Source organism: Streptococcus chosunensis (assembly GCF_003626515.1).
Lineage (GTDB): Bacteria > Bacillota > Bacilli > Lactobacillales > Streptococcaceae > Streptococcus > Streptococcus chosunensis.
Map to the genome: position 1 here is coordinate 931,769 of NZ_RBCK01000001.1, position 19,293 is coordinate 951,061.

Annotated in this window: 21 protein-coding genes and 1 pseudogene; 4 read left to right on the plus strand and 18 right to left on the minus strand. The window is 40.7% G+C overall.

All coding sequences use genetic code 11. The annotated features are described in order from the left end of the window. Positions 1-83: 83 nt before the first annotated feature. The 4 genes from D7D54_RS04490 (at position 84) to D7D54_RS04505 (ending at position 4,939) form a co-directional block, all read left to right on the plus strand. On the plus strand, positions 84-1,400 hold the full coding sequence (locus D7D54_RS04490) for an FAD-containing oxidoreductase (protein ID WP_020902080.1): 1,317 nt from the start codon (positions 84-86) through the stop codon (positions 1,398-1,400). A 203-nt stretch (positions 1,401-1,603) separates the two neighbouring features. Continuing rightward, positions 1,604-2,947 carry a lipid II isoglutaminyl synthase subunit MurT gene (gene murT / locus D7D54_RS04495; RefSeq protein ID WP_120718908.1) on the plus strand — a complete coding sequence of 448 codons (1,344 nt, stop codon included), beginning with the start codon at positions 1,604-1,606 and terminating at the stop codon, positions 2,945-2,947. After that, the gene (gatD, locus tag D7D54_RS04500; protein ID WP_120718909.1) at positions 2,947-3,729 is read left to right on the plus strand and encodes a lipid II isoglutaminyl synthase subunit GatD; all 783 of its coding nucleotides are present in this window, start codon (positions 2,947-2,949) and stop codon (positions 3,727-3,729) included. The genes murT and gatD overlap by 1 nt, the downstream gene beginning before the upstream one ends. Before the next feature lie 127 nt (positions 3,730-3,856). Then, the gene (locus tag D7D54_RS04505) at positions 3,857-4,939 is read left to right on the plus strand and encodes a M24 family metallopeptidase (protein WP_120718910.1); all 1,083 of its coding nucleotides are present in this window, start codon (positions 3,857-3,859) and stop codon (positions 4,937-4,939) included. An 81-nt stretch (positions 4,940-5,020) separates the two neighbouring features. Here the strand turns inward: D7D54_RS04505 and D7D54_RS04510 are convergent. From D7D54_RS04510 to D7D54_RS04600, 18 genes and pseudogenes are all read right to left on the minus strand, one after another. Then, positions 5,021-6,369 (minus strand): IS3 family transposase gene (locus tag D7D54_RS04510; protein WP_120719025.1). Its coding sequence is split into 2 segments (ribosomal slippage): positions 5,021-5,928 and positions 5,928-6,369, totalling 1,350 coding nucleotides; the frame shifts between segments, so codons are not numbered across the junction. Between the two features lie 112 nt (positions 6,370-6,481). Continuing rightward, positions 6,482-6,943: an ECF transporter S component gene (locus tag D7D54_RS04515; RefSeq protein WP_120718911.1), complete on the minus strand. Its 462-nt coding sequence runs from the start codon at positions 6,941-6,943 to the stop codon at positions 6,482-6,484. Next, positions 6,921-7,694, minus strand: coding sequence for a bifunctional hydroxymethylpyrimidine kinase/phosphomethylpyrimidine kinase (locus D7D54_RS04520; RefSeq protein ID WP_070478558.1), 774 nt, complete (start codon positions 7,692-7,694; stop codon positions 6,921-6,923). The genes D7D54_RS04515 and D7D54_RS04520 overlap by 23 nt, the downstream gene beginning before the upstream one ends. Then, a complete protein-coding gene (gene truA / locus D7D54_RS04525; RefSeq protein WP_049510665.1) occupies positions 7,684-8,433 on the minus strand; it encodes a tRNA pseudouridine(38-40) synthase TruA in 750 nt (249 codons plus the stop codon). The genes D7D54_RS04520 and truA overlap by 11 nt, the downstream gene beginning before the upstream one ends. A gap of 98 nt (positions 8,434-8,531) precedes the next feature. Next, entirely contained in the window at positions 8,532-9,683 is a 1,152-nt protein-coding gene (locus D7D54_RS04530) for an MFS transporter (RefSeq protein ID WP_120718912.1), read from the minus strand. Positions 9,684-9,808: 125 nt separating this feature from the next. Beyond that, the gene (locus D7D54_RS04535) at positions 9,809-10,438 is read right to left on the minus strand and encodes a Pr6Pr family membrane protein (protein ID WP_120718913.1); all 630 of its coding nucleotides are present in this window, start codon (positions 10,436-10,438) and stop codon (positions 9,809-9,811) included. Positions 10,439-10,440: 2 nt separating this feature from the next. After that, positions 10,441-10,779: a zinc ribbon domain-containing protein YjdM gene (locus tag D7D54_RS04540; RefSeq protein WP_120718914.1), complete on the minus strand. Its 339-nt coding sequence runs from the start codon at positions 10,777-10,779 to the stop codon at positions 10,441-10,443. A 207-nt stretch (positions 10,780-10,986) separates the two neighbouring features. Further along, positions 10,987-11,505, minus strand: coding sequence for a Dps family protein (locus tag D7D54_RS04550; RefSeq protein ID WP_004237560.1), 519 nt, complete (start codon positions 11,503-11,505; stop codon positions 10,987-10,989). A 151-nt stretch (positions 11,506-11,656) separates the two neighbouring features. Then, positions 11,657-12,068, minus strand: a pseudogene (locus tag D7D54_RS04555) (ATP-binding cassette domain-containing protein); the annotation flags it as partial. A 75-nt stretch (positions 12,069-12,143) separates the two neighbouring features. Beyond that, entirely contained in the window at positions 12,144-12,902 is a 759-nt protein-coding gene (gene tpiA / locus D7D54_RS04560; protein WP_000087893.1) for a triose-phosphate isomerase, read from the minus strand. 97 nt (positions 12,903-12,999) lie between these two features. Then, on the minus strand, positions 13,000-13,677 hold the full coding sequence (locus D7D54_RS04565; protein ID WP_120718915.1) for a DnaD domain-containing protein: 678 nt from the start codon (positions 13,675-13,677) through the stop codon (positions 13,000-13,002). An 8-nt stretch (positions 13,678-13,685) separates the two neighbouring features. Then, complete coding sequence (gene metA / locus D7D54_RS04570) at positions 13,686-14,630, minus strand: homoserine O-acetyltransferase MetA (RefSeq protein ID WP_120718916.1); 945 nt, start codon at positions 14,628-14,630, stop codon at positions 13,686-13,688. Positions 14,631-14,812: 182 nt separating this feature from the next. Continuing rightward, positions 14,813-15,325 (minus strand): adenine phosphoribosyltransferase, encoded by a 513-nt coding sequence (locus D7D54_RS04575; RefSeq protein WP_020902089.1) that lies wholly within the window; start codon positions 15,323-15,325, stop codon positions 14,813-14,815. A gap of 86 nt (positions 15,326-15,411) precedes the next feature. After that, positions 15,412-16,170 (minus strand): class I SAM-dependent methyltransferase, encoded by a 759-nt coding sequence (locus D7D54_RS04580; RefSeq protein ID WP_020902090.1) that lies wholly within the window; start codon positions 16,168-16,170, stop codon positions 15,412-15,414. Between the two features lie 487 nt (positions 16,171-16,657). After that, positions 16,658-17,347 (minus strand): 50S ribosomal protein L1, encoded by a 690-nt coding sequence (rplA, locus tag D7D54_RS04585; protein WP_001085675.1) that lies wholly within the window; start codon positions 17,345-17,347, stop codon positions 16,658-16,660. Positions 17,348-17,554: 207 nt separating this feature from the next. After that, positions 17,555-17,980, minus strand: coding sequence for a 50S ribosomal protein L11 (gene rplK, locus D7D54_RS04590; RefSeq protein ID WP_001085807.1), 426 nt, complete (start codon positions 17,978-17,980; stop codon positions 17,555-17,557). A gap of 122 nt (positions 17,981-18,102) precedes the next feature. Next, positions 18,103-18,819 (minus strand): LD-carboxypeptidase LdcB/DacB, encoded by a 717-nt coding sequence (gene ldcB / locus D7D54_RS04595; protein ID WP_120718917.1) that lies wholly within the window; start codon positions 18,817-18,819, stop codon positions 18,103-18,105. Positions 18,820-18,821: 2 nt separating this feature from the next. After that, the gene (locus D7D54_RS04600) at positions 18,822-19,292 is read right to left on the minus strand and encodes an HIT family protein (RefSeq protein ID WP_120718918.1); all 471 of its coding nucleotides are present in this window, start codon (positions 19,290-19,292) and stop codon (positions 18,822-18,824) included. Position 19,293: the final 1 nt, after the last annotated feature.

Genomic DNA, 19,293 nt, shown 5'->3' on the forward strand with positions numbered 1-19,293 from the left:
CATAATCTTTTTTAAAGCGTAGCAGAATTGTGCAAAAGTTTTTTTCTTGTGCTAGAATGAAAATCGAATAGGAGGAACTCTAAATGTTAACTTATGATTTAATCGTTATCGGATTTGGTAAAGCTGGTAAAACACTAGCTGGTAAATTAGCTTCAGCTGGGAAAAAAGTTGCCCTCGTTGAACGTAGCAAAGCTATGTACGGTGGAACTTGTATCAACATCGGTTGTATCCCAACTAAGACTTTGCTAGTTGCTGCTGAGAAGGACTTGTCTTTTGAAGAAGTGATTACTACCAAAAACACGATCACTGGTCGCCTCAACGGTAAAAACTATGCGACTGTTGCTGGTACAGGCGTAGATATCTTTGATGCGGAAGCTCACTTCCTTTCAAATAAAGTCATCGAAATCCAAGCTGGTGATGAAAAGAAAGAACTGACTGCTGAAACAATCGTCATCAACACTGGTGCTGTTTCAAACGTCTTGCCAATTCCAGGACTTGCTACAAGCAAGAATGTCTTTGACTCAACAGGTATCCAAAACTTGGACAAATTGCCTGAAAACCTTGGAGTCCTTGGTGGCGGAAATATCGGTCTTGAATTTGCTGGTCTTTACAACAAACTTGGAAGCAAGGTTACGGTTCTAGATGCCTTGGATACTTTCCTTCCTCGTGCAGAACCTTCAATCGCTGCTCTTGCTAAACAATACATGGAAGAAGATGGCATTGAATTGCTTCAAAACATCCGTACTACTGAAATTAAAAACGACGGTGACCAAGTGCTTGTCGTAACTGAAAACGAAACTTACCGTTTCGATGCCCTTCTCTACGCAACTGGACGCAAACCAAATGTAGAACCACTTCAACTTGAAAATACAGATATTGAACTAACTGAACGTGGTGCTATTAAAGTGGACAAACATTGTCAAACAAACGTTCCTGGTGTCTTTGCAGTTGGAGATGTCAACGGTGGACTTCAATTTACTTACATTTCACTTGATGACTTCCGTGTTGTTTACAGCTACCTTGCTGGAGATGGCAGCTACACACTTGAAGACCGTCTCAATGTACCAAACACCATGTTTATCACACCTGCACTTTCACAAGTTGGTTTGACTGAAAGCCAAGCAGCTGATTTGAAACTTCCATACGCTGTTAAGGAAATCCCTGTTGCAGCAATGCCTCGTGGCCACGTAAACGGAGACCTTCGCGGAGCTTTCAAAGCTGTTGTTAATACTGAAACAAAAGAAATTCTTGGAGCAAGCATCTTCTCAGAAGGTTCTCAAGAAATCATCAACATCATCACTGTTGCTATGGACAACAAGATTCCTTACACTTACTTCACAAAACAAATCTTCACTCACCCAACCTTGGCTGAAAACTTGAATGACTTGTTTGCGATTTAATACTCTTCGAAAATCTCTTCAAACCACGTCAGCGTCGCCTTACCGTACTCAAGTACAGCTTGCGGCTAGCTTCCTAGTTTGTTCTTTGATTTTCATTGAGTATAAGTTAAAATCTCATCTTAACGAACAGCCCTCTGTGGGCTGTTTTTACTTCTGCGGAACCTCAAATCCGTCTTTTCCCTCTTTTATGATATAATAGAAACATGAAATTAAAAACTACTTTGGGCCTTCTTGCTGGGCGTTCTTCCCACTTCGTTTTAAGTCGTCTTGGCCGTGGAAGTACGCTCCCAGGAAAACTCGCCCTTCAATTTGATAAAGATATTTTACAAAACCTAGCTAAGAACTACGAGATTGTCGTGGTCACTGGAACCAACGGAAAAACCTTAACAACTGCCCTCACTGTCGGCATTTTAAAAGAAGTTTATGGTCAAGTTCTGACCAACCCAAGTGGTGCCAACATGATTACAGGGATTGCGACAACCTTCTTAACAGCCAAGTCTTCTAAAACTGGGAAAAATATTGCCGTCCTAGAAATCGACGAAGCCAGTCTATCTCGTATCTGTGACTATATCCAGCCAAGCCTTTTTGTCATCACGAATATCTTCCGTGACCAGATGGACCGCTATGGTGAGATTTACACAACTTACAAGATGATTTTGGATGCCATTCGTAAGGTGCCTACAGCTACTGTCCTCCTTAATGGAGACAGTCCACTTTTCTACAAGCCAGCTATTCCAAATCCTGTAGAGTATTTTGGTTTTGACTTGGAGAAAGGTCCAGCCCAGCTGGCTCACTATAATACCGAAGGGATTCTCTGTCCTGACTGCCAAGGAATCCTCAAATATGAGCATAATACCTATGCAAACTTGGGTGCTTATATCTGTGAAGACTGTGGATGTAAACGTCCTGATCTCGACTATCGCTTGACAGACTTGGTCGAGTTGGCCAACAATCGCTCTCGCTTTGTCATTGACGGTCAAGAATACGGTATCCAAATCGGCGGGCTCTATAATATCTACAACGCCCTAGCTGCAGTTGCCATCGCCCGTTTCCTCGGCGCAGATTCGGAACTAATCAAGCAGGGATTTGATAAGAGCCGTGCTGTCTTTGGACGCCAAGAAACCTTTCAAATTGGTGATAAGGAATGTACCCTCGTCTTGATTAAAAATCCAGTCGGTGCGACCCAAGCTATCGAAATGATCAAACTAGCACCTTATCCATTTAGTCTATCTGTCCTCCTTAACGCTAACTATGCAGACGGAATTGATACCAGCTGGATCTGGGATGCGGATTTTGAACAAATCACTGACATGGACATTCCTGAAATCAACGCTGGCGGTGTTCGCCATTCTGAAATTGCACGTCGTCTCCGAGTGACAGGTTATCCAGCTGAGAAAATCACTGAAACAAGCAATCTGGAACAAGTTCTTAAGACAATTGAAAACCAAGACTGCAAGCATGCCTATATTCTGGCTACCTATACTGCTATGCTGGAATTCCGCGAACTGCTGGCTAGTCGTCAGATTGTTAGAAAGGAGATGAACTAATGGTTTATACTTCACTTTCCTCAAAAGATGGCAATTACCCTTATCAGCTCAACATCGCTCACCTCTACGGAAACCTCATGAATACATACGGGGACAATGGAAACATCCTCATGCTCAAGTACGTGGCTGAAAAACTAGGGGCCCATGTGACGGTTGACATCGTTTCACTTCATGATGATTTCGATGAAAATCACTACGACATTGCCTTTTTCGGAGGTGGTCAAGACTTTGAACAGAGTATCATTGCAGACGACCTACCTGCTAAAAAAGAGAGCATTGACAACTACATCCAAAACGACGGGGTGGTTCTGGCTATCTGTGGTGGTTTCCAACTATTGGGTCAATATTATGTTGAAGCTTCAGGCAAACGCATAGAAGGGTTAGGAGTCATGGGCCACTACACCCTCAACCAGACCAATAACCGCTTTATCGGTGATATCAAGATTCATAATGAAGATTTCAATGAAACCTACTATGGATTTGAAAATCATCAGGGCCGAACCTTCCTCTCAGATGACCAAAAACCGCTGGGACAGGTGGTCTATGGAAATGGAAACAACGAAGAAAAGGTCGGTGAAGGGGTTCATTATAAGAATGTCTTTGGTTCTTACTTCCACGGACCTATTCTCTCTCGTAATGCCAATCTGGCTTATCGCCTAGTCACTACCGCCCTCAAGAAGAAATATGGTCAGGACATTCAACTCCCTGCTTATGAGGACATTCTCAGCCAAGAAATCGCTGAAGAATACAGCGACGTCAAAAGCAAGGCTGACTTTTCTTAAACAAAATGAAACTATATCAAAGAACTCCGTTATCTTGTCGGAGTTCTTTTTGTCTGTTCTTTTACCCTTCTCCCTTGCATTTTCTCTCTTTTTTTGCCAAAATAGAGGGGTAGAAAGAAGGTAGCATATGTCTAAATTACAACAAATCGTAACATATCTTGAATCAGAAAAACTAGACGTCGCTGTCGTATCTGACCCCGTCACAATCAATTACCTCACTGGCTTTTACAGTGATCCCCACGAACGCCAAATGTTCCTCTTTGTCCTAGCTGATCAGGAATCCCTCCTCTTTGTCCCAGCCCTTGAGGTTGAGCGTGCAAGCAGCACTGTTTCCTTCCCAGTTGTGGGCTATGTGGATTCTGAAAATCCATGGAAAAAAATGAAAGATGCTCTTCCACAACTTGACTTCAAACGTGTAGCTGTTGAGTTTGACAATCTCATCTTGACTAAATACCATGGCTTGAAATCAGTTTTTGAAACAGCCGAGTTTGAAAACCTCACTCCTCGCATCCAACGCATGCGCCTCATCAAATCAGCTGACGAAGTGCAAAAAATGATGGTTGCAGGTCTCTATGCGGACAAGGCAGTTAAGGTTGGTTTTGACAATATTTCTCTTGATAAGACGGAGACAGATATCATCGCCCAAATCGACTTTGCTATGAAGCGTGAAGGCTATGAAATGAGCTTTGATACTATGGTCTTGACTGGTAATAATGCTGCAAATCCACACGGTATCCCAGCAGCAAACAAGGTTGAAAATAATGCTCTTCTCCTCTTTGACCTCGGTGTTCTGGTCAACGGCTATGCTTCAGATATGACTCGTACAGTCGCTGTTGGTAAACCAGACCAATTCAAGAAAGACATTTATAACTTGACTCTTGAAGCTCAACAAGCTGCTCTTGACTTTATCAAACCAGGTGTGACTGCCCATGAAGTGGACCGCGCTGCCCGTGAGGTCATCGAAAAAGCTGGTTACGGCGAGTACTTCAACCACCGTCTTGGTCACGGTATCGGTATGGATGTCCACGAATTCCCATCTATCATGGAAGGAAACGACATGATCATCGAAGAAGGCATGTGCTTCTCTGTTGAACCAGGTATCTATATCCCTGGTAAAGTCGGTGTCCGTATCGAAGACTGCGGTGTTGTTACCAAGGATGGCTTTGACCTCTTTACAAGCACCAGCAAAGACTTGCTTTATTTTGATTAAAATGCTTAGAAAATCTTCCCACAATAAAACGCATAGTATTAAAGTTCTTCTGTACTGACCCCAAAAAGTTAGACAATTAATTTATCCAAAGGATTTAGTTCTGTATTGTACAGGACTGAGTCCTTTTAGTTTTACCTTAATTCGTTTATTGTTGTAGTAATCAATATAGTCAACAATGGCTTGTTCCAATTGATTAAGTGATTTAAAGGTTTTCTCATAACCATAAAACATCTCCGATTTCAGAATGCCAAAGAAAGATTCCATCATACCGTTGTCTGGACTGTTACCTTTACGTGACATGGATGCTTGAATTCCCTTACTCTCTAGGAACTGATGATAAAAATCGTGTTGATATTGCCAGCCTTGGTCACTATGGAGAATTGTATTTTCGTAGTGCTTCTCTGTGAATGCCTGTTCCAACATTGTTTTTACTTGTTCTAAGTTGGGTGAAGTTGAAAGATTATAGGCGATAATTTCACTATTAAAGCCATCTAAAACTGGTGATAAGTAAAGCTTTTGAGCACTTGCTGGAATGGAAAATTCTGTCACGTCTGTGTAGCACTTTTCTATTGGTTTGGCTGCTTCAAATTGGCGTTGAATGAGGTTATCTGCTTTCTTGCCAACGTCTCCTTTATGAGAAGAATATTTTCGTTTCTGTCGCATTTTAGCTTGTAAATTGAGTACTTTCATCAAGCGTTGAACTCTTTTCTGATTTACCAGATAACCACGATTTCTTAGTTCTAAATGAACCCGACGATAACCATAATTTCCCTTGTGTTCGATAAAAATGGATTGAATTTCAGCTTTAAGTTCTTGGTCCTTATCTGGTTTATCTAGCTGTTTCAAGTGATAGTAGTAGGTTGAACGAGCTAGTTTAATGGCTTTTAGAAGAATATCTAACGAAAACTCAGTCATTAATTCTTGAACAATTTCTGTCTTTCTTCTTTCTCTTTTTCCTCCTTCAATCGGAGTTCTCTTAACTTTTTTAGGACGGCATTCTCCGCTCTCAGATACTCATTTTCTGCTTGAAGACGTTCTAATTCTGTCCTCTCTTCAGGTCTCGTTTTTGGCTTACGTCCCATTTTAGGTGCTCTCCCTCTTGTTTTCTCAACAATAGTATACCCGTTTTTCTTGTATTGTGCTAGCCAATTAAGAAGTATCGTACGACTCGGGAGGCCGTATTCAAGAGAAACTCTATCTTTAGTCCAGCATTCATGTAAGACTTTATGAATCATTTCTTGTTTTAAATCAGGAGAATAGTAACGATTTTTTCCTTTTTTGACGAACTCTATTCCGTAACGATCAATCAATTTAATCATGTACCTAATATTAGAATTGTTTATCCCAAATTTATTTGAAAGCTTCTCTATGCTATATCCTTGTTTTCTAAGTTCATAGATTTGAACTTTATCATCATAAGTTAATTTCATAATAAAAACACCCCAAAAGTTAGATTTTTTCTGTCTAACTTTTGGGGTGCAGTTCATTCAACACCTGATACTATGCGTTTTTTATATTTGAAAGACTTTTGGCTCAGACTCTTTACTTAATCTTCTTGATACTTTGACTAAGGATAAATCCTACAATCATCCCTACCATATTTTGCATGAAATTTGGTAGAATTTCTGGTAGGGCTGATGCCCAGCCATTCATCAATGTAGAACCCAAGGCGTAACCCCCTACCATAGCAATCGTTGCTAAGATAAGGCCTAACAACTGAGTTTTTCCTTTAAATCCTGCGAAAAATCCCTGCAAGCCATGGTTGACCAAGCTAAAGAACATCCACTGAGGATAGCCTGATAAGAGGTCAATCAAAAAACCTGCTAGTCCTCCTACTACAGCCCCTTCACGACTACCAAAGTAGAAGGCCGTAAAGAAGACACCCGCATCTAAAAGAGTTAGAATGCCTGTCGGTGTTGGAATTTTTAAGAAATAACCTAGAACCACAGAGAGGGCGGTTAATAGGGATACAAGGGCGATTTTAGTTGTTTTGGTTTGCTTCATATTGTCTTACTCCATACTGATCTGCTTGTGCGATGGCACGGTAAACGAAAGCCTTAGAGCTTTCTACTGCTGCTAAAAGTTCATCACCTTTAACCAAGTTACTGGCAATGCTTGAGGCAAAGGTACAACCTGCACCAGCATTTTGCCCTTGGATAACAGGATTTTCTAGGACTGTAAAGTTTTGTCCATCATAAAAGACATCCACAGCCTTGTCCTGACTAAGGCGATTGCCTCCCTTGATAATGACTGCTGGCGCTCCTAAGTCATGCAATTTCTGAGCTGCAGTTTTCATGTCTTCCAAGGTTTTAATTTCCTGACCTGCCAATAATTCTGCTTCAGGAAGATTAGGCGTAATCACACTGACATAAGGGAAGAAGCGAATCAATTCTTGGCAGAGTTCACTTACAGCTACGTCGTGTGTTTCCTTGCAAACCAAGACAGGATCCAGAACCACAGGCACTCCTGGGCGTTGTTTGATAAAGTCCAAAGCCTTCTCAGCCACACTGACAGTAGGAAGAAGACCAATCTTAATTCCCCCAAACTCCACATCACGCAAGCTATCTAATTCATGTTGAAAAATGGCATCGTCAGTTGGAAAGACTTCAAAGCCCTTTTCCGTCAAGGCTGTCAAGCAAGTCACTGCTACAAAGCCATGCAAGCCGTTCAAGTTATAGGTAGCCAAATCAGCTGACAGGCCACCACCACTAAAAATATCATTCCCAGAAAGTGCTAAAATACGATTATTCTTCATAACGAATCTCCTTTAAATATAAACCATTTGGTGCTGCAGTGGGACCTGCAAGCTGCCTGTCCTTTTTCTCCAAGATGAGGTCAATCTGCTCTACTGGCATACGGTTGTTGCCGATTTTGAGCAGCGTCCCCACCATATTGCGGATCTGCTTATACAAGAAACCATTTCCTGAAAAGGTAAAGGTCAAAAACTGACCTGTCTCATTAACTGTTAAACTAGCTTCTGTGATGGTTCGAACCTTATCCTCTACACTAGTCCCAGAGGCTGTAAAGCCAGTGAAATCATGGGTTCCCTCTAACTTTTTGATTGCAATCTGCATGCGTTCCACATCGAGTGAATAGGGAAAGTGAGTGGCATAGTGACGGCGCATAGGATTCTTGGGACGGCCCCTATCCACGATAAACTCATAGGTCTTACTGTGCTTGGCATAACGGCAATGAAAATCATCCGCCACAAGCTCAATCGAAATCACATCAATATCTTCAGGGGACTGGGTGTCCAAAGCAAAACGGAGCTTCTCCTCATCCATTTGATAAGGCAGGTCAAAATGAATCACCTGTCCCAGGGCATGAACCCCACTATCTGTCCTACCAGCACCGTGAACAGTAATAGCTTGCCCCTTATTTAACCTGGTCAAGGTTTTTTCTATTTCTTCCTGAACGCTCCGCGCATGAGGCTGGCGCTGAAAGCCAGCAAAGGCGTAACCATCATAGGAAATAGTTGCTTTATATCTCGTCATAACTTCTATTTTATCAAGAAAATAGACTCGTAACAAGCTAGAAAACTCACAATTGTCCGGGTACAATATTCACGAAAAGAAAAACTTAGGAATCAATCCTAAGCTCTCTTTTGAAGTAGGTACATGACAAAAATAGAGGTTACAATCAACCAGGATCCTAAGATGGCAAAAACCAGCATCCCATTGTGAGTTAGTAATCCAATTGCCCCTAGAACAAATGGAGTCGTAAAGGCTCCAAAACTACAGCCTAAAACCGCAAATGAGGTTGCTTGATTGAGGAGTTTAGCTGGAATTCTTTCAGAGACAAGTTGAAAGACCGTCGTCAAGGCTACACTGTATGCAAAACCAGCCAGAATGCTTCCTGCCACTACCACCCACAAGGATGGAGATAAAGCAATCACAATTTGCCCTAAGCCGAAGGTAATACCAGACCAGAGAAGCAATTTCTCTTTAAAGATAGAAATCAAGAAAGAGAAACTCACACCAGCCACAATCCCGATCAACTGCATGACACTAAGGACAAAACTAGATAACTGGGCATCCCCAAGTCCTCTTTCCACCATCAAACTTGGAATACGAATAGTAATAGCTGTATTGGTACAAACTACAACTGCCGCTTCAATAGCTAGGGTAAAAATCAAGCCTTTCATTTCACGAGTTAAACGGCTTGCTTCCTTCTCTTTTTTCTTGACTTCTTTCTTTTTCTTTCCATAAGGGACAAAGAGCAGATAGAGGGTCAGTACCAAAAATCCAGCACTATAGGCTAAGAAAGTAGCTGTCCAACCAAAGGACAACAACTGACCAACTGCCAAGGTAATGAGGGACGCTCCAACGACCTCTGCAGAACCGCGTAGCCCTAACATCTGAATTCGCGTTTTCCCTTGATAACGTTCACTGATAATGGAAATGGCCTTGGCATTAATCATCCCAACACCTAAACCAAAGAGAATCCGTGTTCCAAAGACAAAGGGATAGGCTTGATACCAGAAGGGAGCCGTCCCGCTCAGTGATAAAATCAGTAAACCCAAACTAATCTGTAAGCGCTCAGGAAATATTTTTTCTAAGAAACCATTTAGTAGTAACATGATCATGATCCCAAAGGAAGGCAAGCTCGCCAAAAGCTCAATTTGTTCCTTAGGATAACCTTGATAATAGTCAAACATGGCTGGTAGGGCACTCGAGATGGAAAAGGATGTAATCAAAACGAGGGAGAGAGCCAAAATACTGGCCCGTTCTAAAAATTGTTTCATGAAATCTCTTTCTATATTTCTCTTTAATCTTCTACTTTTTTGATAGTTATCAAACAAGCAAGAAAAGAAGAAGCCTCTTTGGTGTACAGACTCCTTCTTAAACTTGAAAATGAATCCCTTGTATCTTAGGATGACTTTCTCTTGATTTGCTTAATAAAGTAGAAGATAAATCCTGCCACCATATAGGCAACAAAGATAATCAGACACCACTTGAACACGACATCCCACCCCTTGTTCACATTCAAAAAGAAGTAAGGGAAGGGACTGACCTTAGAATTAGGAACATCAAGTTTCAGTACCAAGCCATTAAAAAGAGCAAAAATCATATACAGCAAGGGTAAAATCGTCCACACAATTGGATCCCAAATCTTGTATTGACCCTGTTTGTCAAAAAAGAGGGTATCCGCTAAAAACCAAAGGGGAACGATATAGTGGCAAAGGAAATTTTCTAGAGTATAGAAATTAGTCGCAATGGGCGCTAAGAGGAAATGGTAAATCACACAGGTAATCATGATACTCATGGTGACCCCACCTTTTAAGCGCAAGAGACTTGGCCTTTGCCAGTTTTCACCTAAATGGCTCATAATCTTTAAGAGATAGAGCGTAAAAATCGCTACTAAAAGGTTGGACAGAACCGTATAATAGAGCAACATCCCAAATCCACCATGCTTGGCGATTTCAAGATAAACTCCCGTAAAAGCCGCTAGAAACAAGAAGATACGGCTATAAAATACAAGTTTATAGTGCTTTGACATGCTTAAATTTTCTTCACAAACTCTGATTTGAGTTTCATGGCACCAAAGCCATCGATTTTACAGTCGATATTGTGGTCGCCTTCTACGATGCGAATATTTTTCACGCGCGTTCCTTGTTTCAAATCTTTTGGCGCACCTTTTACTTTCAAGTCCTTGATGAGGGTTACAGTATCACCGTCAGCCAATTTATTTCCGTTGGCATCGATAGCGACAAGGCCTTCTTCTACTTCTGCAACTTCAGCAGGATTCCACTCATAAGCACACTCTGGGCAAACCAGTAGGGCACCGTCTTCGTAGACATACTCTGAGTTACATTTTGGGCAATTTGGTAGGTTGTTCATGGTTTCTCCTTATCATCATTCACTATTCTTTGAAAATCAAAATTTCTCGAACAGCAACTATTATACCTTAAAATCAGCATTTTGACAAATGAGTCGCCGGAGAAGCAAAGAAAAAATCATGTAACTTTGTCTGCTACATGATTTTTAAAAGATAGTTTATCATGAGTAGTGATACAGAAACTCATGATAGAAAGGGATGCATTTATCTTATAAACCAGGTGCTTGTCCAAGTTCTGCGGCAAGCATCCAGATTGTTTTATCAGTTTCAGTTTTAGCATCTGAGAAGATACCGTTTGTCACATCATCACCCTCTTCATCAGTGACATCCAAACCTTTTTGGAAGAGTTCTGACAAGTAACGGTAGATAGCAAGCACACGTTCCAAGCTTTCTTCAACATTACGGTATTCACCAGCTTCTTCTTCGATTTCACTGTTTTGAAGGAATTCTGTCAATGTAGAGAATGGGCTTCCTCCAAGTGTGATCAAACGCTCACTGATTTCATCCAATTGACCGTCAAGAGCTTCCATATACTCATCCATTTTTGGATGCCATACAAGGAAACCACGACCACGCATGTACCAGTGCACTTGGTGCAAAGCAACGTGAGCTACATACAAATCAGCAACAGCTTGGTTCAATACTTCCTTTGTTTTTGCCAATGCTACTGGCGCTGCTTTTGTCAATGATGTTACGTCTTTTACTGCTTCTTTTTTCAATTCTACCATTTTATTTTACCTCATTCATTATTATTTGTAACCACTTCTTAATGATTACTACCTTAGTATACTACTAAGGAAAACCAATAGCAAGCCAAATGACTCACATGAGAAAAGTTGCAATAGACTGATAATTTAAGAAAAGTTTAGTTAGTTCTGATTAGCTTACTTTATAAGATTTACTTGAAAATTGACTATGGTAAAGATCATAATAAAAAACCTTTCGCTTGGAGTACACTTTCGTGATTTCCCTGCTCAATAATCTAACCATCCTTAAGAACGAGAATCTCATTTGCTTCTTGAATGATCGAGAGACAGCGGGCGATGACAAAACTGTTCCTTCCTTTCATCAACAGTTTCATAGCTTTTTGAATCAAGAGTTCCAAACGGGTATCAATAGAGGAAGTCGCCTCATCTAAAATGAGAATTTTAGGATTAGCTAGAATAGCAAGCGCGATGGTCAACAGTTGTTTTTGCCCGAGGGAAATATTGCTGGAGTCTTGGTTCATCTCCATGATATAACCACCAGGAAGAGTTCGAATAAAATGGTCTACATTAGCCGCTTTAATAGCAAAAAAGAAAGGACGATATTTGTCCTTTCTCGATTTTAGCTTTTCTTCAACCAAATAATGTTAATAAAGAGTCGATTATTTTACAAAGTCAAGCAATGCCAAGAAGCTTTCAGCTTCAAGTGACGCACCACCAACAAGGGCACCGTCAACGTCTGGGCAAGCCATGTATGAAGCAACGTTTTCAGGTTTAACAGAACCACCGTACTGAACACGAACTTTGTCCGCAACTTCTTGACCAAAGTCAGCAGCTACAACGTCACGAACAACTTTACACATTTTTTGTGCGTCGTCTTGTGAAGCTGATTTACCAGTACCGATAGCCCAGATTGGTTCGTAAGCGATAACTGATGCAGCAACTTGTTCAGCAGTCAATCCAGCCAATGCTGCAGATACTTGAGCACCTACAAACTCAGCAGCTTTACCAGCTTCGTAAGTTTCAAGTGACTCACCACAACAGATGATTGGAAGCATACCGTTTGCAAAGATTGCTTTTGCTTTTTTGTTGATATCTTCGTCAGTTTCATGGAAGTAGTCACGGCGTTCTGAGTGACCGATAACAACGTAATCAGTACCGATTTCTTTCAAAACTTGTGGGCTTGTTTCACCAGTGAAAGCACCTGCATTTTCAAAGTAGCAGTTTTGAGCAGCAACCTTAAGGTTTGAACCTTTTGCAGCCGCAAGAACAGTTGTCAAATCAAGAGCTGGAGCTGCGATACCTGCTTCAACAAGATCTGATGAAGGAAGTTTTGATGCAACTGCTTCAACGAATGCTTTAGCTTCTTCTGGATTTTTGTTCATTTTCCAGTTACCAGCGATAAATGGTTTACGTGACATTTCACATACCTCTTTTTTCAATTTATTTTCTATTTATTTTATCACAATTAGACACAGCTTGCAAATCTTACTCGGATTTCAAGCCTGCTTACATGGATTAATCCTTCCAGAGATCCATAGCATTTCTGAAATCTGCAGATACCTGTGTCAACTGAGGATTGCTTGCTTCTCTCTCTGCTCGTTTAGCCTCCACTTGAGCCACACTTTTAATGCCTTCATGGCGCCAGTTTCTTAAAATCGCCTGAATGTACTTCCAGTTTGGTTTTCCATTCAAAACAGCTTCACGAAGAGCTTCCTTAATTAAGTCAGCACTGGTCCCATCTTCCTTAAGAGTCTTGGTCAAATCCTCAATCTCAAAAGGGGTCAACAAGCGTCCCAACTCCTGCTGGAAGGTTTCCACCAAATCCTTGAGCTGATTTTGAGGTGTCAACTGGTCTGAACTTGAATGAACTGCTCCAAGCAGGTCATCCAAACGTTCCAAAGCTAAACAAGCATCAAAAAGCAATTCGATTTCACCATTCAATTCGATGGTTCGATATTGAAGCAGTCCCCTCTCCGTCAGATTGGAAATGGCCTGATTGACATCCGAAATCTCCTTGCCAATCCTTTCAGCAATCTGGCTTGGCGACATTTCATCCAAACCTGTCGTATTTTGCAAATAAAAAAATTGCCAGACCAGAAAATCGTCGCTAGAAGGAAAGAGTTCCTTAAAATGCAAGAGAAGGGCACTCGGTAAAACCAAGTTCCCTGATTTAAAAGCGTCTAAATATGTCATAATTCCTCTTATAAATACCCAAATGCGGATGCATCATCTTCTATTTTTCTCCAGTCAAAAGGGGTTTCCTGATAGACCGCATAATTCACCCAGTTACTGAAAAAGAGGGCTGCTGATGAAGACCAACAAAGACAAGGTGTCTGATTAACATCATTATCCTTAAAGTAATTTTCTGGAATATGTGGATCTAAACCTGCATCACGATCCCTAAAATACTCTTTTGCCAAGGTATCACGGTCATATTCCAAATGCCCAAAACTATAAATTTCTCGTAAATCCCGACTGGCCAAAATCGAAACCCCAACCTGCGGGCCCTCTGATAAAATCTCAAGATTGGTTTTATTTAAGACCTCTTCCTTAGAAATCTCCGTATGCCGAGAATGAGGTGATACGTAGCTATCGTCAAATCCTCTAAAGAGAAGATGACCTTCCTTTAAAGTGTCCTGAGGATAAATACCCGATAACTTACTGTCCATCTGGTGTTTTTCCACTCCATAGCGAAGATAGAGTCCAGCCTGAGCTCCCCAACAGATATGAAGGGTCGAATAGACATGGGTCTTGGACCACTCAAGCACCTGACTGAATTCCTCCCAATAGTCCACTTCCTCAAATGGTAAATGCTCAATCGGAGCCCCTGTGATAATCATCCCATCAAAATACTCGTCCTTGACTTCAGGAAAAGTTTTATAAAAAGTCTCCATATGCTCTGCACGAGTCGTCTTGGAACGGTGGCTCTCCATATAGAGAAAGTCTATGTCCAATTGCAAAGGAGTATTTGCTAAATGCCGTAACAACTGGGTCTCTGTGACCACTTTTTTGGGCATTAGGTTTAAAATCAAAATTTTCAAGGGACGGATATCTTGGTGGGCCGCACGTTGATCATCCATGACAAAGATATTCTCTGTCCGTAAAATCTCAACAGCTGGCAATTTTTTATCAATTCGAATCGGCATAACCTTCTCCTAACTGTATTCTTTCAGGAATCATTGCATATGTTTGAAGCCAAATCTCAAACACTTAGTCCTTTTATTATACTGCAAGAAGATATAGTTTTCAATTATAGTTTTTCTCTAACTAGCTATAGTCTATTTTTATATCCTAATGTAGAGAAAACAGCCCTAGGGACTGTTTTTCATTAATAATGCATAAGAACTTTGTAATCGTAGTCACCGATTTTTTCACGGCCGTTCAAGTCATCCAATTCAACAAGGAAGGCACAACCTGCTACAACACCACCAAGTTTTTCAATCATTTCGATAGTTGCCTTAACAGTTCCACCTGTTGCCAAGAGGTCATCCACGATAAGAACACGTTGACCTGGCTTAATAGCGTCAGCATGCATAGTCAAGGTATCAACACCGTACTCTTTTTCATAGTCAGCAGAAATGACTTCGCGTGGCAATTTACCTGGCTTACGAACAGGTGCAAAACCAATTCCCAATTCAAAGGCAACTGGACAACCCACGATAAATCCACGAGCCTCAGGCCCTACGATCATATCAATTTTCTTGTCAGTAGCATATTGAACGATTTCACGAACAGCGTAGCTATAAGCATTCCCATCAGCCATCAAAGGACTAATATCACGGAAAGTAATACCTTCCTTCGGATAATTTTCAATTGTTGCAATATAATCTTTTAAATTCATCTTTTTCTTTCTTTCAAAGTTTTTTACTCTCTATTATAGCATATTTTTTAAGAAAGAAGAAAGGAAAAGTTAACATCAATGATTATCTAACGATTTGACGATTTATGACTAGCCATCGCAATAAAGCCCAAGTTTTTTTTATTCTTATCGAACATTTTATACATAGTTAAAAACTGCTTTCTATTCTCCTTTTTACAAGCATTTACACAAATTTTCAAGGTTCCTAGCCAACCTTCGTCATAAATCATACCCGATAATTTCATTAATGTCATTTCACCAGTCAATACTTTCACATCACGATAACCTGATTCTATCATCACCTGTTCCCAACCATCTCGAGTTAAAGGACCTACATTTACATGAATTGCTTGTGACAGTTCCTGTCTGACAGACTCTTTAGCTTCCTTAAGAAGCACATCATGTGTCAAGAGAAGACCTTCAGGTTTTAAAACCCTTAAATACTCCATTACACATTTTTTCTTAGCTTGATCGGCTTGCATAGTCAGCATAGCTTCATTTATAACAATATCAAAACTAGCATCTTCATAAGGAAGTTTCATTGCATTTGCTCTTTCAAACCTGATCAAATGACCTACACCTGCCGTTTCAGCAGATTTTTTAGCCACTTCTAAAGCTTGTCCATCCATATCAACAGCAGTTATCTTACAACCAAAACGCTGTGCCAACTCAATTGCTGTAGTTCCCCTATTGCACGCAACTTCTAGTATTCTCTTTTCTTTTGAAAATCCTCCTTCCGCAATTAACCAATCTGTGGCACGTTTTCCACCTGGACGTAAGCGTTTTTTCCCCAATTTTGCTAAAAACTTATGACCTGCTTCTGACATTTGAACACCTCTATTTTTTCTTCATTATAACATAAAATGATATTATCTGATAATTCTAATCTATTATTTGATAAACTAGAATCAAAAGCATACAAGCTGCCATGACTATAGCATAAATCTATTAATCACCTCTCTAGTTCTAATTCAATTGCTCACGTAGTTTACGCATATAGGTTACGACTACATATTTGTACTTTAGAGTTGCTGGCCTCCTTATCCGCTATATACGCTTTACTATAACGTGCCTATTCGTATAGCCAAGATTTCTCTATCTCTTTCTCTGCCGATTATTATTTCCAACGTCAGACTTAAATAGTCTATCCTAATGCCGTTCGATCAGCTACTCACAATAGTCAGGCTTGGGAATCACCTTTGAGTTTACTAGTATATGGTACCCACAGAGGACTTACACCTCAGATGGACGGAATGTCCGTCGTACCTAAAAAAACGAGCACTTTCGTACTCGTTCTCTGATATAAACTACTGATTAAAGTGAGTTTACGTCAACTTTGATACCAACACCTTGAGTAGTTGTGATAGTCAAGTTTGTTACGTAAGTTCCTTTAGCTGTAGCTGGTTTTGCTTTTTGGATTGTTTCGTTGAAAGCTTTAAAGTTTTCAACCAATTTTTCAGCTTCAAATGATACTTTACCGATGATTGCTTGAACGTTACCTGCACGGTCAGCACGGTAAGTGATTTTACCACCTTTAGACTCTTCAACTGCTTTAGCAACATCCATTGTTACAGTACCAGTTTTAGGGTTTGGCATCAAGTTACGTGGTCCAAGGACACGTCCAAGACGTCCAACAAGAGCCATCATGTCAGGTGTAGCGATAACTACGTCGAAGTCCAACCAACCGTCGTTGATTTTAGCAACAAGGTCGTCTTCACCAACAAAGTCTGCACCAGCAGCTTTTGCTTCTTCAGCTTTTGCACCACGTGCGAAAACAAGAACGCGTGAAGTTTTACCAGTACCGTTTGGCAATACCATTGCTCCACGGATTTGTTGGTCAGCTTTTTTAACATCGATGTTCAAGTTGTAAGCAACTTCTACAGTTGCGTCAAATTTTGCAAAGTTAGTTTCTTTTGCAAGTGCTACAGCTTCTTCTACGCTGTATGCTTTTGTGCTGTCGATTTTCTCAAGAGCAGCACGAAGTTGTTTGCTTTTTTTAGCCATTTTCTATTCTCCTTGTAAGTGGTTCAATCGATTTTCATCTCCCACGTCACTCCTCGAAATGATGAAGTCTTGCGGGTTTTCAGTCTATTATTTTTCTTTTCCTACTTCGTTAAGCTCCCTTGCTGTACCCAAGTACAAGCTTCAGTCACTTGCCTAGTATGAAAAGCAACTAATAGACTGCTGTGAGATTTTCTACTGTGTTATTGATTAGTCAACAACAGTGAATCCCATAGAACGAGCAGTACCTTCGATCATACGCATTGCAGACTCTACGTTTGCTGCGTTCAAATCTGGCATCTTAGTTTCTGCAATTTCTTGTACTTGTGCACGAGTAACTGTAGCAACTTTAGTTTTGTTAGGTGTACCTGATCCTTTTTCAACACCTGCAGCTTTTTTCAAAAGAACAGCAGCTGGTGGTGTTTTAGTGATGAAAGTAAATGATTTATCTTCGTAAACTGAGATAACAACTGGAATGATCATACCAGCTTGGTCAGCTGTACGAGCGTTGAACTCTTTTGTGAATCCCATGATGTTGATACCAGCTTGACCAAGAGCAGGTCCAACCGGTGGAGCTGGTGTAGCTTTACCAGCAGGGATTTGCAATTTTACAAGTTTTTCGACTTTTTTAGCCATTTTTAAATCCTCCTTTGTGGTTTTGGCGGTAATTAAAGATTTTTACCTCCCACAAGTATGCTTTACACATACTCATCTATTATACACTATTTATCTAGAATTGCAAGAGAAAAGTTTATTTTTTAATCGACGTAATCTCCGCCTTCAAAGCCATAGTACTCTTCCAAACTGAGACCACTCTCTGCAATTTCTTTTGCTTCTTTTCCGACATAACGAAGGTGCCATTCTTCAGCCATATAGCCTGTTTCCTTTTCCTTACCTTTAAGATAACGGACAACAAATCCATAATCAGCTGCATGGTCCAAAAGCCATTGGGCTGCTTTTTCTTCTGTTACCAAATCTCCATTCGTCCCAATCACATCAAAGGCCAAGCCTGTTTGGTGTTCGCTATAACCAGGTCGGGCAGAGTAACGGTCAGCCGCTGCCTTCCCATCTTGATTGACATAATCTTGATAGAGCTTGGTCTGAGTTTCATAACTTCTAAAACCACTGTAGTGGTCGCTAATTGGGAAACCTGCCTCTTGCATTGCTTTGATGAGTTTGAGCAATTCAGCCTTGGCTGTTGGATTTTCCCCTGGATTGTAGTCTTTTGACAATGGATAGTGTTTATTTGCTACGATAATTTCATCGTATTTCCCTTGGATGCTGTAGTAGTCACCTTTATTGACCACTTCTGCTTTTTTCTGGGCAGCCCCTTGAGACTTACTTCCAACTGTTCCATCAGCTTTGGCTGTTTGTTCTGTTTTAGCTACTCCATCTTCATTTTTTGCTTTTTCTTGTGAACAAGCTGCTAGACTCAAGGCTAGCAAGGCTGTCAAGATAAGGTATCTTTTTTTCATTTCTACTCCTTTATTTCTAATAATTTATCTACTTCTAACGATAATCGTTTGACTAATCTTTTAATCTCATCAGGTTTTGCTTGGCAGGTTTCTGCTGTCATTTCTTCAAAAGGAACCCACCAGACTGGACCACGTTCCTTGAGACCGTGACCATTCATGTCACCTCTTCGTCTAGGAAACAGATGCCAATGAAGATGGGCATCGCCATTTCCTAGCAGTTCGATATTCATTTTCTCGGCAGCAAAGGTCTTAGCAACTGCCTCTTGGACTAAACTCATTTCCTCTAGAAAACGGAGTTTCGTTTCCTTTTCTAAATGGTGCAATTCCGTGACGTGTTCCTTGGCTAGAAAGAGACTATAGCCTGCAAAATACTGGTGATCTCCAATGACAAGATAGCCTGTTTCCAACTCTTTGACAAAGTAGGGATTCTCTCCCTTCTTGATGAGCTCAATTCTCTGGCAAATCAAACACATA

Bases quoted from the DNA above. Each gene is read 5' to 3' on its own strand.
- D7D54_RS04515 (WP_120718911.1), bottom strand. From the start codon at position 6,943: ATGAAGCAAACCAAAACAACTAAAATCGCCCTTGTATCCCTATTAACC.
- tpiA (WP_000087893.1), bottom strand. From the start codon at position 12,902: ATGTCACGTAAACCATTTATCGCTGGTAACTGGAAAATGAACAAAAAT.
- D7D54_RS04520 (WP_070478558.1), bottom strand. From the start codon at position 7,694: ATGAAGAATAATCGTATTTTAGCACTTTCTGGGAATGATATTTTTAGT.
- D7D54_RS04530 (WP_120718912.1), bottom strand. From the start codon at position 9,683: ATGAAACAATTTTTAGAACGGGCCAGTATTTTGGCTCTCTCCCTCGTT.
- D7D54_RS04490 (WP_020902080.1), top strand. From the start codon at position 84: ATGTTAACTTATGATTTAATCGTTATCGGATTTGGTAAAGCTGGTAAA.
- D7D54_RS04575 (WP_020902089.1), bottom strand. From the start codon at position 15,325: ATGAATTTAAAAGATTATATTGCAACAATTGAAAATTATCCGAAGGAA.
- D7D54_RS04600 (WP_120718918.1), bottom strand. From the start codon at position 19,292: ATGTGTTTGATTTGCCAGAGAATTGAGCTCATCAAGAAGGGAGAGAAT.
- metA (WP_120718916.1), bottom strand. From the start codon at position 14,630: ATGCCGATTCGAATTGATAAAAAATTGCCAGCTGTTGAGATTTTACGG.
- D7D54_RS04580 (WP_020902090.1), bottom strand. From the start codon at position 16,170: ATGTCAGAAGCAGGTCATAAGTTTTTAGCAAAATTGGGGAAAAAACGC.
- D7D54_RS04565 (WP_120718915.1), bottom strand. From the start codon at position 13,677: ATGACATATTTAGACGCTTTTAAATCAGGGAACTTGGTTTTACCGAGT.
- D7D54_RS04550 (WP_004237560.1), bottom strand. From the start codon at position 11,505: ATGGTAGAATTGAAAAAAGAAGCAGTAAAAGACGTAACATCATTGACA.
- ldcB (WP_120718917.1), bottom strand. From the start codon at position 18,819: ATGAAAAAAAGATACCTTATCTTGACAGCCTTGCTAGCCTTGAGTCTA.
- D7D54_RS04535 (WP_120718913.1), bottom strand. From the start codon at position 10,438: ATGTCAAAGCACTATAAACTTGTATTTTATAGCCGTATCTTCTTGTTT.
- rplK (WP_001085807.1), bottom strand. From the start codon at position 17,980: ATGGCTAAAAAAGTCGAAAAACTTGTAAAATTGCAAATCCCTGCTGGT.
- truA (WP_049510665.1), bottom strand. From the start codon at position 8,433: ATGACGAGATATAAAGCAACTATTTCCTATGATGGTTACGCCTTTGCT.
- gatD (WP_120718909.1), top strand. From the start codon at position 2,947: ATGGTTTATACTTCACTTTCCTCAAAAGATGGCAATTACCCTTATCAG.
- D7D54_RS04540 (WP_120718914.1), bottom strand. From the start codon at position 10,779: ATGAACAACCTACCAAATTGCCCAAAATGTAACTCAGAGTATGTCTAC.
- murT (WP_120718908.1), top strand. From the start codon at position 1,604: ATGAAATTAAAAACTACTTTGGGCCTTCTTGCTGGGCGTTCTTCCCAC.
- rplA (WP_001085675.1), bottom strand. From the start codon at position 17,347: ATGGCTAAAAAAAGCAAACAACTTCGTGCTGCTCTTGAGAAAATCGAC.
- D7D54_RS04505 (WP_120718910.1), top strand. From the start codon at position 3,857: ATGTCTAAATTACAACAAATCGTAACATATCTTGAATCAGAAAAACTA.